Raw genomic sequence first — 16,271 nt, forward strand, 5'->3', positions numbered from 1 at the left:
GAAATAAGTAAGACGAAGAAATCGTCTTTACTTAGAAGCAACTACATGTAACGACTCCTTATTTTAACATATTGTATGCAATTATCGTTTAAACAGAATAAAAAATCATCAATCATTTTTGTCTTAATTCGTTCAAATTATAATGAAGGAAGTTATGGTATGATACGTGTAAGGATATAACTAATTGAGTATGACTGATATCCTAATAAGGGGTGAGAGTATGACTTCGTTATTCGATACATTTAGTATTCGTGTCATGTGGACACCGGAGTTATTCGTTGGACTAGCTTTCGTTGGTTTATTATATATGTTACTCGTTACGAGTTGGCGTAGTCGCTTTACAAATTCAGAACCGGTAAAAACGAGACAGAAAGTGTTTTTTTTCCTAGGTTTGTTTGCATTGTATTTAGGTTGGGGGAGCCCGCTTTATATTACAGGGCATTTGATGATTAGCTTTCACATGTTACAAATGGTGTTTGCCTATTTTATTGCAGTGCCTCTTTTCTTGTTAGGTATACCGAAATGGTTTTTGCATGCTGTTATAAATAAATACCGTAATCCTTTTACTATTCGTTTATTTAAAATAGTATGGAGTCCCATTGTCGCTTTGTTTTTATTCAATGGTTTATTTTCTTTTTATCACGTACCACTTATGTTTGATACGTTAATGCAATCAGCTATTTTGCATAGCATGTATGAATACGCATTGCTTTTTGCGTCCTTTTTAATGTGGTGGTTTATGCTAACGCCTTTACCTGTTATGACACCATTATCTGATTTAAAAAGAATTGGGTATATTTTCGGTAATGGGCTTTTAATTACACCAGCTTGTGCATTAATTATTTTTGCTAGTTCGGCGATGTATAGCACGTATACAGATCCACTTGTATGGGCAAACGTTATGGCTTATTGCTACCAGCAGGAGCTAGTATTCCAACTGAGCTTTTTATTGGACCAAGCTCATTTGCATTTTTAGAACCACGTACTGATCAGCAATTAGCTGGAGTGATGATGAAAGTATTCCAAGAGCTTGTGTATGGAATTGCCATTGGATTCGTATTTAAGCAATGGTTAGCCAAAGAGAAACAACAGGATGGGAAGTTAACAATAAGTGATGCTCCTACTGCAAGACCGTAAGAGAGGTGAGGTGTTAAATATGAAAAAAATAGTTTTCTACATCGTCATGATTGCCTTATTGACGGGGTGTGGATGGATGTACGAAATTGGTACAAATGGAGAAGAAACAAACTCTAATGCAGATGTGTCAGCAGCTGGAAATGTCATTGAACCATTTGAATTTACAAATGAATTAGGTGAACCGTTCGGAACGGAACAGTTATCAGGACAATATTGGATGGCAAATTTTATTTTTACGAATTGTCCTCAGTCTGTCCAATCATGACACCTAATATGCTTAACTTACAAAAAGAAATGATTGCTGCTAATATTCCGGTAACCTTTATATCATTTACCGTTGACCCAGAAAGAGACACTCCTGATATATTAAAGGCGTATGGACAGAATGTGGGGGCAGATTTAGAATCTTGGCATTTTATAACTGGTTATAATGAAGATGAGATTTCTCAATTTGCTCGAGATAGTTTTAAAGCGGTCGTTCAACCAACAGAGGACGATATTATGCATCCAACTTATTTTTATTTAATTGACCCTGAAGGACTAATGATTCGTACGTATGATGGTTATTCAACGGACCAAGAATCTATTATTTCTGATTTAAAAAATACGATTAAATAAACTTAAACAGTTTTTTCGGCTATGGAGGTAAAGAGATTTTTTACTACTAAAATGGTAAGCAAATAAATGGCTTATTATAATGAATGTATGTAAACTAGACCGAGTTTAAAAGACTTGATAGAAAAAGAGGTGAGTTTATGATTCGGAAGAATTATTGGGCTTTATTTATACTAATTGTTTTGATCATTAGTGGCTGTTCTAATGCTTCAGGGGAGCTACCAGATAGTGATTTAGTAGTTAAAGATGAACAAGGAAATGAAGTAACGCTAGTAAATAAAGAGCGTGCAACGATCTTATTTCATTTTACAGAGGTTGGTTGAGGCCTTTGCCAAATGCAACTAGTTCAGTTGCAAGAGAATTTAGGATTATTTTCAGATTTGGATGCTGATATTTATGCCATTAGTGTTGATACTCCGGAAAACTCCTTAATGTTAAAAGAAGCAGGCTCATTTACATTTACGTTTTTATCTGATGAAACGTTTGAAACGCTAGAGCATGTTAACATGATGAATAGTGAGATGTCGTATCGAGGATTTAGTATTTTAGATAAAGATGGTGCGTATATTTACCATCAGCAAAATGATATGTGGGGCGAGCAAATAGAAGCAACTGCTAATTTAATTTATGAGCAATTTGAAAATATGCCATAAGTAAACAAGCACTGGTATGAGGTGAGACCTCTATTAGTGCTTGTTTTTTGTTTGAATTTTATAAAATAGGCACTTTTTTATTTTGAGAATCATACGTTATTTCAGAAAAATAAAGAAGTTTTAAAAATACAGTTGAATTTATTTTTATACATATATATAATGAGTAGCAAGACAAAAGAAGAGAGAAAACGGAATTAGGGAGAGATTAGGATGAGAGTTGGTATTGTTGGTGCAACTGGATATGGTGGAGCTGAATTGCTTCGATTACTTAACCATCATCCTCACATATCAGATATTGTATTATACACTTCTTCAAAAGAAGGTATGAATATACATGAAACATATCCTCACCTTGCGAAGATTTATGAAAAGCCGCTAAAAGCATTAACGACGGATAGCTTAAATGAAGAAGTTGATACGGTCTTTTTAGCGACACCACCAGGCGTATCGTCTAAATGGTCAATAGCGATACTTGAGTCAAACTGTCAAGTGATTGATTTGTCAGGTGATCTTCGTTTAAACAGTCCAAAAACGTATACGAAATGGTATAAACGTGAGGCTGCATCCGAGGAATTGCTACAAGAAGCAGTGTACGGGTTAACAGAATGGAATCGTGAGCAGATACAAAAAGCGAGACTCATTGCCAATCCTGGCTGCTATCCGACTGCAACGTTATTAGGATTAGCTCCAGTTGTGAAAGAAGGATTAATTGACGTTCGATCGATTATTATTGATGCGAAATCGGGAACTTCAGGTGCTGGCCGTTCAGCTAGTATGATGACACATTATAGTGAAATGAGCGAAAATTTCAAAATTTATCAAATCAATCAACATAAACATGTCCCAGAAATTGAACAACAGCTACGAATCTGGAATGAGGATGCAGCTGCGGTTACATTTCAACCTCATTTAGTTCCGATGGTAAGAGGAATTATGTCAACGATGTATATGAATGCAAAAAAGGAAATGTCTGAAAAAGAACTTCGAGAATTATACAAGGAAGTATATCGAGATGAACTTTTTGTTCGGATTCGACCAGAGGGGCAATTCCCAGCTACGAAAGAAGTTTATGGAAGCAATTATTGTGATATCGGATTAACATATGATGAACGAACAGGACGAATTACGATTGTTTCTGTCATTGATAATATTGTAAAGGGTGCCTCAGGGCAAGCAATTCAAAACTTTAATGTAATGAATGGATTTGAGGAAGGAACGTCATTGAATAACGTTCCAATGTATCCGTAGGAAAGGTGGAGCAGCATGGAAGAAATAGCAACAAATTCAGTAGTCGAAGTAGAGCAGGGGAGCATCGTGTCTCCTAAGGGATTTGCTGCTACTGGAATTCATACCGGAATGAAAAGAAAGCGATTTGACCTTGGAGCGATTGTATGCTCTGTTCCAGCTTCAGCAGCTGCTGTTTATACGACAAACCGAATTCAAGCAGCTCCTCTGAAAGTAACGAAGGAGAGTTTAGCAAAAGAAGGTAAACTACAAGCTCTTGTTGTAAATAGTGGTAATGCAAATGCCTGTACAGGGGCAAGAGGCCTTGCTGATGCTTATGCGATGAGAAAGCAAGGAGCTAATCATTTTAACTTAGCAGAGCATTATGTAGCGGTAACTTCAACAGGTGTGATTGGTGAATATTTGGATATGGATAAGCTACTTTCAGGAATTGAACAATTGCAGCCATCAGCGACCTATGATGGAGCCGAGGCATTTAATCAGGCGATTTTAACAACCGATACTGTCAACAAAAAAGCCTGCTTTCAAACCGTTATTAATGGCGAAGTGGTAACCGTTGGTGGAGTAGCAAAAGGTTCGGGAATGATTAATCCGCAAATGGCGACAATGCTATCATTTGTGACAACTGACGCTGTTATTGATTCAAGCGTCTTGCAGCAAGCATTAACTGATATTACGAATAACACCTTTAATCAAATTACAGTAGATGGAGATACATCAACGAATGATATGGTCGTTGTTATGGCTTCAGGTTTAGCTGACCACGAGAAACTAACTCCACACCATCCAGATTGGGTAGGCTTTTATCAAGCATTAACATTAACATGCCAATCATTAGCACAGCAAATTGCTCGTGATGGAGAAGGGGCAACTAAACTCATTGAAGTTTGTGTAAAAGGGGCATTAACAAACGAAGATGCTGGAAAAATTGCCAAAAAGGTTGTCGGCTCAGATCTTGTAAAATCAGCTGTTTACGGGACAGATGCGAATTGGGGACGGATCATTTGTGCAATTGGCTATAGTGGTTGTGAAATTAATCCAGAAACGATTGACATTGCGATAGGACCTATTCAAACCCTTGAAAATAGCCAGCCTATTCGCTTTTCAGAGGAAAAGGCTAAGGCATATTTAGAAGAAAATGATACGATTACGATTGATGTTGACCTACATTTAGGTGAAGGCAACGGTAAGGCATGGGGTTGTGACCTTTCATATGATTATGTGCGAATTAATGCTGGCTATCGGACTTAAGTGAATGAACTGAGGAGTTGACTAGTCTTGAAAGAAATTGTAGTCATAAAATGTGGTGGTAGTACAATTGCTGAGCTGTCTAACGATTTTTTTAAAAGTGTGATTCAATTGAAACAGGACGGAAAGTTTCCGATTATCGTACATGGTGGCGGTCCGATGATTAATCAGCTATTACAAAAGCTTGAAATCAAGTCTGAATTTGTTGACGGCTTACGTAAAACGACAGAAGATGTATTAGAGACTGCGAGATGGTGCTTTGTGGAAAAGTAAATAAGCAACTTGTAACGAATATTCAATTAGCAGGTGGGCTTGCTGTTGGATTATCTGGCTGTGATGGCAAACTTATTGAAGTTGAGCCAATTAATGAAGATATGTTCGGATATGTAGGAGAACCGACTTCGATTAATAGCAGTCTATTAAACTCGATATTAGATCAGGAGATGATTCCTGTAATTGCTCCTATCGGTATTAATCGATTGGGCTTACATTACAATGTAAATGCTGATAGTGCTGCTGGGGCAATTGCAAAAGCTATGCAAGCTGACCAGCTTGTGTTTGTAACAGATGTTGATGGAATTTTAAAAGATGGGGAATGCTTACAAGCTATTACAGCAGAAGAAATTGAAACGTTAATAATGGATGGAGTCATTTATGGTGGGATGATCCCGAAAGTAAAAGCAGCATTAGCTTCTTTATCAGATGTTGATTCAGTGATGATTATGAACGGCAAAAATACGACTGTAAAAGAAGATGGATCAATTAAAGGAACCGTTATAACAAAATCGCCTGTACAATTTCACGTATAAAAAGGAGGAGCAACGAATGAGTGCACTATTTCCGACCTATGCAAAATGGGAAGTTCAAGCCGTCTCAGGCAATGGAGCCATTTTAATAGATCAAAACCGTACTGAATATTTAGATTTTATGGCAGGAATCGCTGTATGTAATTTAGGACATTGTCATCCACGTGTCAATGAGGCTGTCAAAATGCAAGTAGATAAGTTGTGGCATGCTTCTAATTTATTTCATCACGAGGGTCAAGAAAAAGTAGCAAAAATGCTCACTCTTCATAGTGTCGGAGATTATGTGTTCTTTACAAATAGTGGTGCTGAAGCTAATGAAGCTGCGATTAAATTGGCACGTAAAGCAACAAGCAAGCATCATATTGTAACGCTGAAACAGTCTTTTCATGGTCGCACGTTAGGAACGTTAGCAGCCACTGGTCAAGAAAAAGTACACGAAGGTTTCGGGCCATTGCTTCCTTCCTTTTCATATGTTGAGTTAAACGATTGTGATTCCCTGCAAAATGCTGTAACCGATGCGACAGCAGCGATCATGGTTGAGGTTATACAAGGTGAAGGCGGTGTTCATTTAATGGATGAAGCTTCAGTGAGCTAATTAAAACAATTTGTAAAGAAAAAGGCTGTCTATTAATTGTTGATGAAGTTCAGACGGGAATAGGACGCACAGGGACAGCTTTTGGTTATGAACAATGGAACTTATCTCCTGATATTTTTACATTGGCGAAAGGATTAGGAAACGGATTCCCTGTTGGTGCAATGGTCGGTAAAGCATCATTGAAAGAGGCGTTCGGTCCTGGTAGTCATGGTTCGACTTTTGGAGGTAACCCATTAGCGATGGCTGCAGCAGCTGCTGTTTTAGAAGAAGCGTTATCTGATAGCGTATTGCAGTCAGTCAAGCAAAGGGCCAATTGTTAATGAAGAATTTGACTGAAGAGTTAAAAGCATTAAATATTGTAAAGGATATTCGCGGCAAAGGGCTCATGGTTGGCATAGAATGTAAAGTAGAGATTGCAGATCTGTTGTATGCTTGTCGAAAACAAGGGCTACTCGTTTTACCAGCTGGACCAAATGTGATTCGACTGTTACCACCATTTGTTGTGACCGATGAACAGATTAGTCAAGCAGTTTCAGTATTGGCGTCGGTCTTAAAGTCAGCTGATGAAAAGCAGCATCTAAATGTATAGTTTAAATAGATGGGGTGTCTAAGCGGCACCCTGCTCTAAGTATATTAGTGCATAAAAATCAACATTTAAGTATAAGTATTCGTTTGTGGGGTGGAGAAATGAGAGGGTATATTGTACTAGAAAACGGTGCAACATTTGCAGGCACCTTCAAGGGCAGCAAGAAGACGTGCATGCAGAAATTGTTTTTTTACAGGGATGACAGGTTATCAAGAAGTAATGACAGATCCATCATTTAAAGGGCAGATGGTTGTTTTCACATATCCATTAATCGGAAATTATGGGATAAATGTAAATGATTTTGAAAGCAAACAACCACAAGTAGAGGCAGTCATTGTTAGTACGTTATCAAATACAGGTTATCACTATGAATCTACACAATCGTTAGCTGAATATTGTCAAGCATATTCTATTCCACTTATATCGGATGTTGATACGAGAGCGATTGTGAAGCAGATTCGCCAGCATGGTGATATGCGAGCGATTGTAACGACGACACCAGAAGAAGTTTCTTTTGACGAATACGAACCATTAGACCAAAAGGACGTGATTCCTGATGTCGCCATTGGTGAGCAGCAAACGTTTGGAAGTGGTGAGCAGCACATTGTTGTCGTCGATTTCGGATATAAGAAATCAATCGTCGATTCATTAGTCGATCTTGGCTTGCGCGTTACAATTACTCCGTTTCATACAACGGCAAAAGAAATCGAACAGTTAAATCCAGACGGAGTCTTTACTCTAATGGACCTGGTAATCCAAAACGCGTCAAAGATCTGTTGCAAAATATTAAGCAAGTAGCACAAACGTATCCGACGATGGGGATTTGCTTAGGGCATCAGCTATTAGCTCTGGCCTTTGGGGCAGATACAAAGAAGTTAACGTTTGGTCATAGAGGAGCAAATCAGCCTGTTATTGATTTAGAGACAAATCAGGTCTATATGACCTCACAAAATCATAGCTATGTCGTTCAGGAAGAATCATTAGCTAATACAGGTTTTAAAGCACGTTATTTGAATATTAATGACCGTTCAATCGAAGGGTTAAGCCATACGAAATATCCAATTTTCACAGTACAGTTTCATCCAGAAGCACATCCTGGTCCTTCTGATAGTGGCCAGCTCTTTCAAGAATTTATTGAAATGCTTCAGCGTAAAGGGAGAGAAAAAGTTTATGCCTAAATATACACATATTAAAAAAGTACTTGTCATTGGATCTGGCCCCATTGTGATTGGGCAGGCGGCGGAATTTGATTATGCCGGTACACAAGCTTGTCTAGCTTTGAAGGAAGAGGGAGTAGAAGTTGTCCTAATCAATAATAATCCCGCAACAGTTATGACGGATGAAGCATGTGCTGACCGTGTTTACTTTGAACCGTTAACGATCGAAAGTGTAGAGGCTATTTTACAAAAAGAAAAGCCTGATGGTATTTTAGCAACATTAGGTGGGCAAACAGGGTTAAATTTGGCAATGGATCTATATGATCATGGTCTGTTAGAAAAATATAATGTTGAATTGTTAGGAACACCAATTGATTCGATTCGAAAGGGAGAGGACCGTGAAGCATTTCGGGCGTTAATGCAAGAGTTAAATGAGCCCGTTCCAGAAAGTAATATTGTGACAACTGAAGAGCTGCACTGGCCTTTGCCAAGGAAGTTGACTATCCAATTATCGTTCGCCCAGCGTATACGTTAGGAGGAGCAGGTGGAGGTATTGCACATTCGGAAGCTGAATTAAAGCAAATTATTAAAGCTGGTCTTTCACTTAGTCCGATTAGCCAATGTTTAGTTGAAAAGAGCATTGCCGGCTTTAAAGAAATTGAATACGAAGTAATGCGTGATAGTAATGATACGTGCATAACCGTTTGTAACATGGAAAATATTGATCCAGTCGGCGTTCATACAGGAGATTCCATCGTTGTCGCTCCATCACAAACGTTAACAGACGTTGAGTATCAAATGCTGCGAACGGTATCAGTGAAAATTATTCGTGCCCTTGGCATTGTTGGCGGCTGTAACATTCAATTTGCATTGGATCCATATAGCAAGCAATATTATTTAATTGAAGTGAACCCGCGAGTAAGTCGGTCATCGGCACTTGCCTCTAAAGCAACAGGCTATCCAATTGCTCGGATGGCAGCGAAAGTGAGTCTGGGATATCAACTACATGAACTTATTAATCCAGTTACGGGTCATACTTTTGCGAGCTTCGAGCCAGCACTTGATTATGTCGTTGTTAAGTTCCCACGTTGGCCATTTGACAAATTTGTTCATGCTCAACGACAACTCGGTACACAAATGAAAGCTACCGGAGAAGTGATGGCAATTGAACGAAATTTAGAGGCGGCAATTCAAAAAGCGGTCCGTTCATTAGAATTAAAAATACATGGGCTGCAAATGCCGGTGCTTACTGCAAAAACGACAGAGCAGTTATGGCAGCTTGCTAAACAGCCTGATGACCGGAGATTTTTTGTCTTATTAGAATTACTAAGACGAGGTATTAGCAGTGAAGAATTGCATCTGGAGACGAAAATAAATCTTTTCTTCCTACATGCCTTCGAACGACTGATAACGCTAGAAAATGAGATTCGTGCTAAATCTTTTCCAAACGTTGATGCTAGTTTCTTAAAGAAAGTGAAAGAAGCTGGTTTTGCAGACGAATGGTTAGCAAAAACGTGGGGAGTTACGGAAATAGCCGTCCGTCAAAAGCGGAAAGAGCTATCATTGTATCCATCTTATAAAATGGTTGATACGTGTGCGGGTGAATTTCTAGCTTCAACTGCTTACTATTATTCAAGCTGGCATGGAGATTCTGATGTTCAACCTTCATCTAATAAGAAAAAGATTCTTTTGATCGGTTCTGGACCTATCCGAATTGGTCAGGGGATCGAATTTGATTATTGTTCAGTTCAAGGTATAAAAAGCTTACACAAGCTAGGTTATGAAGCGATCATGATGAATAATAACCCTGAAACAGTAAGTACCGATTATGCTACGGCAGATCGTTTATATTTCGAACCATTAACAGTTGAAGATGTCCTTCATGTCATTGAGCTAGAAAAAGTAGAAGGTGTGATCATCCAGCTTGGTGGTCAAACAGCAATTTCTCTTGTCGAAGGGTTGGAGGAAGCTGGTGTGAAGCTTTATGGAACAAACCAAGATACGATTGACCAATTAGAGGATCGCGGTCGCTTTTATTCCTTTATGAAATCTGTCAGTGTTCCGCATATTCCTGGTGTGACAGCGAATGACATAGAGGACGGCTTAACAAAGGCGAAAGAGATTGGCTATCCAGTTTTAATTCGTCCATCTTATGTTATTGGCGGGCAAGGAATGATGTTATTTCAGTCAGAATCTGAGTTTGTTGAATATTTAGAAGACGCTGAACAAACAATTGCTTTCCCATTATTAATTGATGCTTATTACCCAGGGACAGAACTAGAAATAGATGCACTAACGGATGGTCAACATATCGCCATTGCTGGGATGTTTGAACATGTTGAAAGAGCGGGTGTACACTCAGGTGATAGTATGGCTGTCGTTCCTCCTTTTAGCATTTCAAAAAATGTGAAGGAGCTTGTTCACAATTATACGAAAAAAATTGCCCAAGGAATGGACTTTAAAGGCATATTTAATATCCAATTTGTTTTGTATGAAGGAAACCTATATGTGATTGAAATTAATCCTCGTGCTTCCAGAACCGTTCCAATTTTAAGTAAGATTTCAAATGAGCCATTTATAGAGCATACGATTAAATTATTGCTAGGGGAAAGTTTACCGGCACTGAACATAGAAGATGGCACAATTTTTGAACCGAATTTTTATACTGTAAAGGCTCCGGTGTTTTCTTATCAAAAATTAGCTGGTCTTGATCCGTTATTAGAAGCTGAAATGAAGTCAACAGGTGAATTAATGAGTATGAGTGATCAGTTAGATGAAGCATTCTTAAAAGCATTTGTTTGGTCACAAGCAAAGCCGAAATTTTTTACACAAAAAGGAACGATCTATATTGATGTCGCAACTGAATATGAGGCCGCATTTGCTCCATATCAAACACAATTAGAAGAGTTAGGGTTTACGATCATATCTGAAGACTTTGAGAATTGGGTGCAACAGGATGACGCGATTGCACTTATCAGTTTACCGAAGCTTGGAACAAAAGAAGGTAAACTAAATCGTCAGGAAGCATTAAAGCAACGTTGTGCAGTCGTTTCCGAATTAACGACATTATCATGGATGATTAAGGCAATAAAGGTTGAGAACCAGCAGTATGAAGCGATTCAAGAATGGTGGAAAAAAGGAAAAGAACTAACTATGTAAGGAGTGATTTAAGTGGGAGTAGTCAATATTTCTTCACTAAGAGGTAAGAATTTTTTAACGTTACTTGATTTTGATCCAAAGGAAATTGATGTCTTGCTTCAGCATGCCCGTGTGCTGAAGCAAGAGACGAAGAACGGAAAGCAGTCCGATTTACTGAAAGGAAAATCACTTGGAATGATTTTTGAAAATGCGTCCACACGTACACGCGTTTCATTCGAAGTTGGTATGACACAATTAGGTGGACATGCATTGTTTTTAAGTCCACGTGACATGCAAATCGGTAGAGGGGAGCCAGTGAAAGATACAGCCAATGTACTATCGCGCTATGTTGATGCGATTATGATCCGTACGAATTCACACGAGCTTGTGGAAGAATTAGCCCAACATGCCTCTGTTCCTGTTATTAACGCTCTGACGGATGGATATCATCCATGTCAAGCAATGGCAGATGCTTTAACAATTTTAGAGCATAAAGGAAAGCTCAAAGGATTGAAGCTTGCTTATGTTGGAGATGGCAATAATGTCGCTCATTCTTTATTAGCTGTAGGAGCAAAGGTTGGAATGGATATATCAATTGCAACGCCGGAAGGCTATGAGGTTGATCAAGATATCTTTAAAAAAGCAGAAAAAGCTGCAAAAGAAACGGGTGCAACACTTATCCAAACGAATGATCCAAAAGAAGCAGTTAAAGAGGCAGATGTGATTTACACTGATGTTTGGGCAAGTATGGGTTACGAAGAAGAGCAGAATGAAAGAATCAGTAAATTCTCTGTCTACCAAGTTGACGAATCATTAGCCTCGTTAGCGAAAAATGACTATATTTTCCTTCATTGTTTGCCTGCACATCGAGGAGAAGAGGTTTCAGAACAAGTAATTGATGGTCCTCATTCTGTTATCTATGACCAAGCTGAAAATCGTCTTCATGCACAAAAGTCAATCCTTGTCGCTTTAATGTCTAATTCATGATTTGCTCGCTCCTTGGGTATTCTACCGAGTGAAGGAGGGAATGTGAATGGGTCAAAATAAACAGTTCGAACCAGGTCAAAAAGCTCCGAACAATGGGATTTATGTTGAAATTGGTGAAACGGGGGATATGGTGCAAAATCCTAAATCGCTAAAAATGGAAGCTGGAGATGTTTTCCCAGATACTTCAAATCATAATCGGAAATGGTCACCAAAAAGTAAGAGAAGATCAGGACATTAATCTATGATTTAGGCTGTACTGATTTCAGGATTGTATTTGTGAGGTGTGTCAAAAGGATTAATTAATCCTTTCGACACACCTTATTTAGCATTTAAACATGATAAAAGGTTACTATCACCCTTCCGTTTTATCGTTTTACTGCATAATGTAGTAACGATAGTAGGAGAACATTGAGAAGATGGGAGTAACTAAATGATGAAAGATGCACGTTATCAACAAATAGGCAAAGAGTGGAGCGTTACGTATCTGCCTGAGAGGCCTAATGGATTTGCCGTCTTCCTATTAAGTGATAATGGTGTAATGACAAGGGCATCAGATAGTGATTGGGAAGCTCATCCTGAAAAAGAACGATTCGTGAATGGACTGCTTCAGCGTGGATATACGGTTGTCGTTCCACCACTTCATGCAAACCATTGGGGAAGTGTAAATGATTATCAAATGGTATTGCATATGTATCACAGTGTGTTAAAAAAAGAAATTTTAAATAAACAAGTCCATGTTTTGGCTGAAGGTACAGGTGCATTACTAGCTTTGCGATGGTTTGAAAAGAACGTAGAACAAGTACGATCTAGTTATTTTATTAATCCATGTTTTAACATGTTAGCGTATTTCAGGCAAGAACAGGAAAACAGGTGGTTTTTTAAACGATTTGTTAAAGAGATAGCGAATGTTTATCATGAAGACGAAAGTAATGTGACGGATAACCTGATAAGAATGATTTCCCCTCCAACTACTATTAATCATGTCCCTCCTTTATCAATTCACTGTGATATAAATGAAAAACGTTTTCCACTACATGTTCACAGTAGACCATTTTACAAGAGTTAGCTGAGCTCGATACGTATATTAACTTGCGAATACATGGGAACGAGAGATCCTTCTATCGTACCGTACAGGCAGCATACCCTTTCTTTAAAAAGCATGAAGCACAGCTGTGAAAATGTGTAAGTATCTTAGCTTACACACAAAAAAAGCATGGGCATATACGGAAGAAAGAGCCTGATTTCTATAATATTCGTCGTATAAGAACATAAAGTGGTGTTATGGAGGAGATGAAGATGCGTAGAGCATTAGTTACTGGTGGGTTAGGATTTATCGGTTATCATTTATGTGAACGGCTATTATATGAAGGGTATGAAGTGATCGTCATTGATACATTTCAAGAGGAGAAGGATATTGAAAAAGAGGAAAAGTGGATGAGGATCGGGCGTCATGATTTATTGACGTTTATTAATGACTCACTTGAAAACATGGATTTGAAAAGTCTCCTAAAAAAAGTTGATATTGTCTTCCATTTAGCTGCTTTAACACATGCAGATAGTAAATGGCCTAGGTTAACTGAAGTGATTGAGAAAAATGTAACGGTCACAGAGCGTCTTATTCATGCCTGCAGAAGTAAAACAAAGTTCGTCTATACGTCAACAGTTGAAGTTTACGGAGAGAGACCTGGTAAGATTACTGAAAAAACGCCAACGAATCCAACATCACCATACGGGATTACAAAATTAGCAAGCGAACGATTAATTATTAGAGAATGTAAGAAAAAAGGGATTTCCTATTACATTTTTCGATTGCCAACCATATATGGGCCATGGCAACGGGGCGATATGATGTTTCAACAGTTATTATTAGGAAAAAAGAACGTTAACCTTGATCGTTCAACGATTGACCTCGTTTATGTAGAGGATTGTGTAAATGGCTTATTACTTGCTGCAAATTCAGAGAATGAAAATGAAACCTATCATCTATCAACAGGGAAAGTGGGCGAATGGTTCAGAGCACTTTCACTTATTGATCCTAATCATCCCAAATTAACTCAACAACAGCCAATTGTGCAATTGTCTGCCGATAAGGCAGAAGGGGATTTGGGATTTAAAGTGAAAACATCGCTTAAAGAAGGGATTGAAAAGCAACGTCAACATGTGGAACAATGGCAAAGACAAGTTAAATGATATACTGGATGGAGGAGGAGCATGAAAGCATTTATTGGAATAATTGTCTTTGCTATCGTTACGATTGTAAGCTTTTACGTGTTATCAGTCGTCGTTCAATTGCATGAAGGTATTAGTGTGCTAATTGCCTTAATTGCTGGATTTGCAGTTGAAGTCTTTATACGCAGGAAATGGAGTTAGTCGTATCTTCCGTCTTCAGTCTGTTAAGGAATTCTAATCGGAATGGAGAGAGGTTGTACTTTGAGATGATAGAATCTCAAAGTACAACCTCATTTTAGTAAGGAGGAATATTAAGTGGAGTGTGTATAAGAATTTTCATGAAACGTTACGTCAGGATATTTCTCCATCGCCGTGCGCATTTGATATTCGTTTTCAAATAGTGCAACAATTCGATGATCCCTGTCTGTAACTAAATTACGTTGAGATTTTTTAAATGTATTTAATGTTTCTTCATCAGCCGTCACCCAACGAGCCAAAGAAAACGGAAGACGTTCAAGCTGAATATCAACCTTATATTCGTGCTTTAAACGATATTCAAGTACTTCAAATTGTAAGACACCGACTACACCAACAATTTGTTGTTCACTAAAGCGATTATACGTTTTGAAAAGTTGAATAGCTCCTTCTTCTGTTAATTGAAGAATTCCCTTCTCAAATGATTTATGTTTCAGAGCTTCTTTTACCGTAATTACACTAAAAAACTCAGGAGAGAAATGAGGCATTTCATCAAAATTAAAACTACTGTTTTGAACGAGTGTATCTCCAATTCGTAGCGTTCCTGGATCAAATAAACCGATAATGTCGCCAGGGTACGCTTTATCAACAATTTGTCGGTTTTGTGCTAAAAATTGCGTTGGTTGTGTTAACTTCATTTGCTTCCCTAAACGTACATGATTAACCGGCATACCCCTTTCAAACGCTCCTGATGTAATTCTCAAAAAAGCAATCCGGTCACGGTGAGCTGGATTCATATTTGCTTGTATTTTAAATATGAAGCCTGAAAAATCTTTATGATCTAATGGATTAATTTCTCCAATCGAGCTCATACGAGGCGATGGACAAGGAGACAGCTTTAAAAAGTGCTCTAAAAACGTTTGAACTCCGAAGCTTGAAATGGCACTTCCGAAAAAGATTGGCGTTAATTCGCCAGATTTGATTAAATTTAAATCATAGGGGTCCCCCGCAACATCTAGTAATTCTAATTCTTCACGAAATTGTGCAACTAAATCGTCATCATTAATGGCCTCATCTAATTTAGGATCATCTGGTCCTGTTAATTGGATTACATCAATATCCTTTGGATTATCAGGGTTGTATAACTCAAGTTTCTTATTTAGACGGTCATAAACACCAGAGAATGATTGGCCCATACCAATGGGCCAGCCCATTGGATAAGATCTGATTCCGAGCAGCTCCTCAAGCTCTTCCATTAATTCAAAAGGGTCACGACCTTGTCGATCAAGTTTGTTCATAAAAGTAAAGATAGGGATACCGCGCATTTTACATACTTTAAATAATTTCTTTGTTTGAGCCTCGACCCCTTTTGCTGCATCTATTAACATCGTCGCAGAATCGGCTGCAGTTAACGTTCGATACGTATCTTCACTAAAATCTTCATGTCCAGGTGTATCTAAAATGTTAATATGATATCCATCATATTGAAACTCTAAAACAGAGCTCGTAACTGAAATACCTCTCTGTTTCTCAATTTCCATCCAATCACTAACAGCGTGTTTCGTGTTTTTCTTTCCTTTAACCGTTCCGGCTTCACGAATAGCTCCTCCAAAAAGTAAGAGTTTTTCAGTTAAGGTTGTTTTTCCAGCATCAGGATGGGAGATGATCGCAAATGTACGACGTGACCGTACAGCTTCATTATATGACATTCTGACATTCCTCAATTCTTTGTACTTATTT

12 protein-coding genes and 5 pseudogenes are annotated in these 16,271 nt (G+C 38.2%); 16 read left to right on the plus strand and 1 reads right to left on the minus strand.

Annotated elements, in window-relative coordinates; genetic code table 11:
• The first annotated feature begins 220 nt into the window (after positions 1-220).
• The 16 genes and pseudogenes from ctaG (at position 221) to JCM19034_RS21610 (ending at position 14,537) form a co-directional block, all read left to right on the plus strand.
• The gene (gene ctaG / locus JCM19034_RS05710) at positions 221-976 is read left to right on the plus strand and encodes a cytochrome c oxidase assembly factor CtaG (RefSeq protein WP_370621820.1); all 756 of its coding nucleotides are present in this window, start codon (positions 221-223) and stop codon (positions 974-976) included.
• Positions 889-1,137 (plus strand): cytochrome c oxidase assembly protein, encoded by a 249-nt coding sequence (locus JCM19034_RS24645; RefSeq protein WP_370621821.1) that lies wholly within the window; start codon positions 889-891, stop codon positions 1,135-1,137. The genes ctaG and JCM19034_RS24645 overlap by 88 nt, the downstream gene beginning before the upstream one ends.
• Before the next feature lie 19 nt (positions 1,138-1,156).
• Positions 1,157-1,755, plus strand: a pseudogene (locus JCM19034_RS05715) (SCO family protein).
• A 137-nt stretch (positions 1,756-1,892) separates the two neighbouring features.
• Positions 1,893-2,075 (plus strand): hypothetical protein, encoded by a 183-nt coding sequence (locus JCM19034_RS05720; RefSeq protein WP_062047990.1) that lies wholly within the window; start codon positions 1,893-1,895, stop codon positions 2,073-2,075.
• 12 nt (positions 2,076-2,087) lie between these two features.
• Positions 2,088-2,405, plus strand: coding sequence for a redoxin domain-containing protein (locus JCM19034_RS05725; RefSeq protein WP_062047992.1), 318 nt, complete (start codon positions 2,088-2,090; stop codon positions 2,403-2,405).
• Between the two features lie 210 nt (positions 2,406-2,615).
• On the plus strand, positions 2,616-3,653 hold the full coding sequence (gene argC / locus JCM19034_RS05730; RefSeq protein WP_062047994.1) for an N-acetyl-gamma-glutamyl-phosphate reductase: 1,038 nt from the start codon (positions 2,616-2,618) through the stop codon (positions 3,651-3,653).
• Positions 3,654-3,668: 15 nt separating this feature from the next.
• Positions 3,669-4,901 carry a bifunctional glutamate N-acetyltransferase/amino-acid acetyltransferase ArgJ gene (argJ, locus tag JCM19034_RS05735; protein ID WP_062047996.1) on the plus strand — a complete coding sequence of 411 codons (1,233 nt, stop codon included), beginning with the start codon at positions 3,669-3,671 and terminating at the stop codon, positions 4,899-4,901.
• A gap of 27 nt (positions 4,902-4,928) precedes the next feature.
• Positions 4,929-5,707: pseudogene (gene argB, locus JCM19034_RS05740) on the plus strand (acetylglutamate kinase).
• Between the two features lie 16 nt (positions 5,708-5,723).
• Positions 5,724-6,888: pseudogene (locus tag JCM19034_RS05745) on the plus strand (acetylornithine transaminase).
• Positions 6,889-7,104: 216 nt separating this feature from the next.
• A pseudogene (locus JCM19034_RS05750) lies at positions 7,105-8,063 on the plus strand (carbamoyl phosphate synthase small subunit).
• A pseudogene (locus JCM19034_RS05755) lies at positions 8,056-11,201 on the plus strand (carbamoyl phosphate synthase large subunit). Before JCM19034_RS05750 ends, JCM19034_RS05755 begins: the two co-directional pseudogenes overlap by 8 nt.
• 12 nt (positions 11,202-11,213) lie before the next feature.
• Positions 11,214-12,167: an ornithine carbamoyltransferase gene (gene argF, locus JCM19034_RS05760; RefSeq protein WP_062047999.1), complete on the plus strand. Its 954-nt coding sequence runs from the start codon at positions 11,214-11,216 to the stop codon at positions 12,165-12,167.
• 46 nt (positions 12,168-12,213) lie between these two features.
• Positions 12,214-12,405, plus strand: a complete 192-nt coding sequence (locus tag JCM19034_RS05765; protein ID WP_062048001.1) for a YjzC family protein — start codon at positions 12,214-12,216, stop codon at positions 12,403-12,405.
• 192 nt (positions 12,406-12,597) lie between these two features.
• A complete protein-coding gene (locus JCM19034_RS05770; RefSeq protein WP_062048003.1) occupies positions 12,598-13,233 on the plus strand; it encodes a hypothetical protein in 636 nt (211 codons plus the stop codon).
• Between the two features lie 230 nt (positions 13,234-13,463).
• A complete protein-coding gene (locus JCM19034_RS05775) occupies positions 13,464-14,357 on the plus strand; it encodes an NAD(P)-dependent oxidoreductase (protein ID WP_062048005.1) in 894 nt (297 codons plus the stop codon).
• Positions 14,358-14,378: 21 nt separating this feature from the next.
• The gene (locus JCM19034_RS21610) at positions 14,379-14,537 is read left to right on the plus strand and encodes a hypothetical protein (protein WP_156323891.1); all 159 of its coding nucleotides are present in this window, start codon (positions 14,379-14,381) and stop codon (positions 14,535-14,537) included.
• Between the two features lie 110 nt (positions 14,538-14,647).
• Here JCM19034_RS21610 and JCM19034_RS05780 read toward each other — a convergent pair whose 3' ends face one another.
• Positions 14,648-16,240, minus strand: coding sequence for a peptide chain release factor 3 (locus tag JCM19034_RS05780; protein WP_062048007.1), 1,593 nt, complete (start codon positions 16,238-16,240; stop codon positions 14,648-14,650).
• Positions 16,241-16,271 lie beyond the last annotated feature (31 nt).

It is taken from the genome of Bacillus sp. JCM 19034, assembly GCF_001310635.1.
Taxonomy (GTDB): domain Bacteria; phylum Bacillota; class Bacilli; order Bacillales; family Bacillaceae_D; genus Halalkalibacter.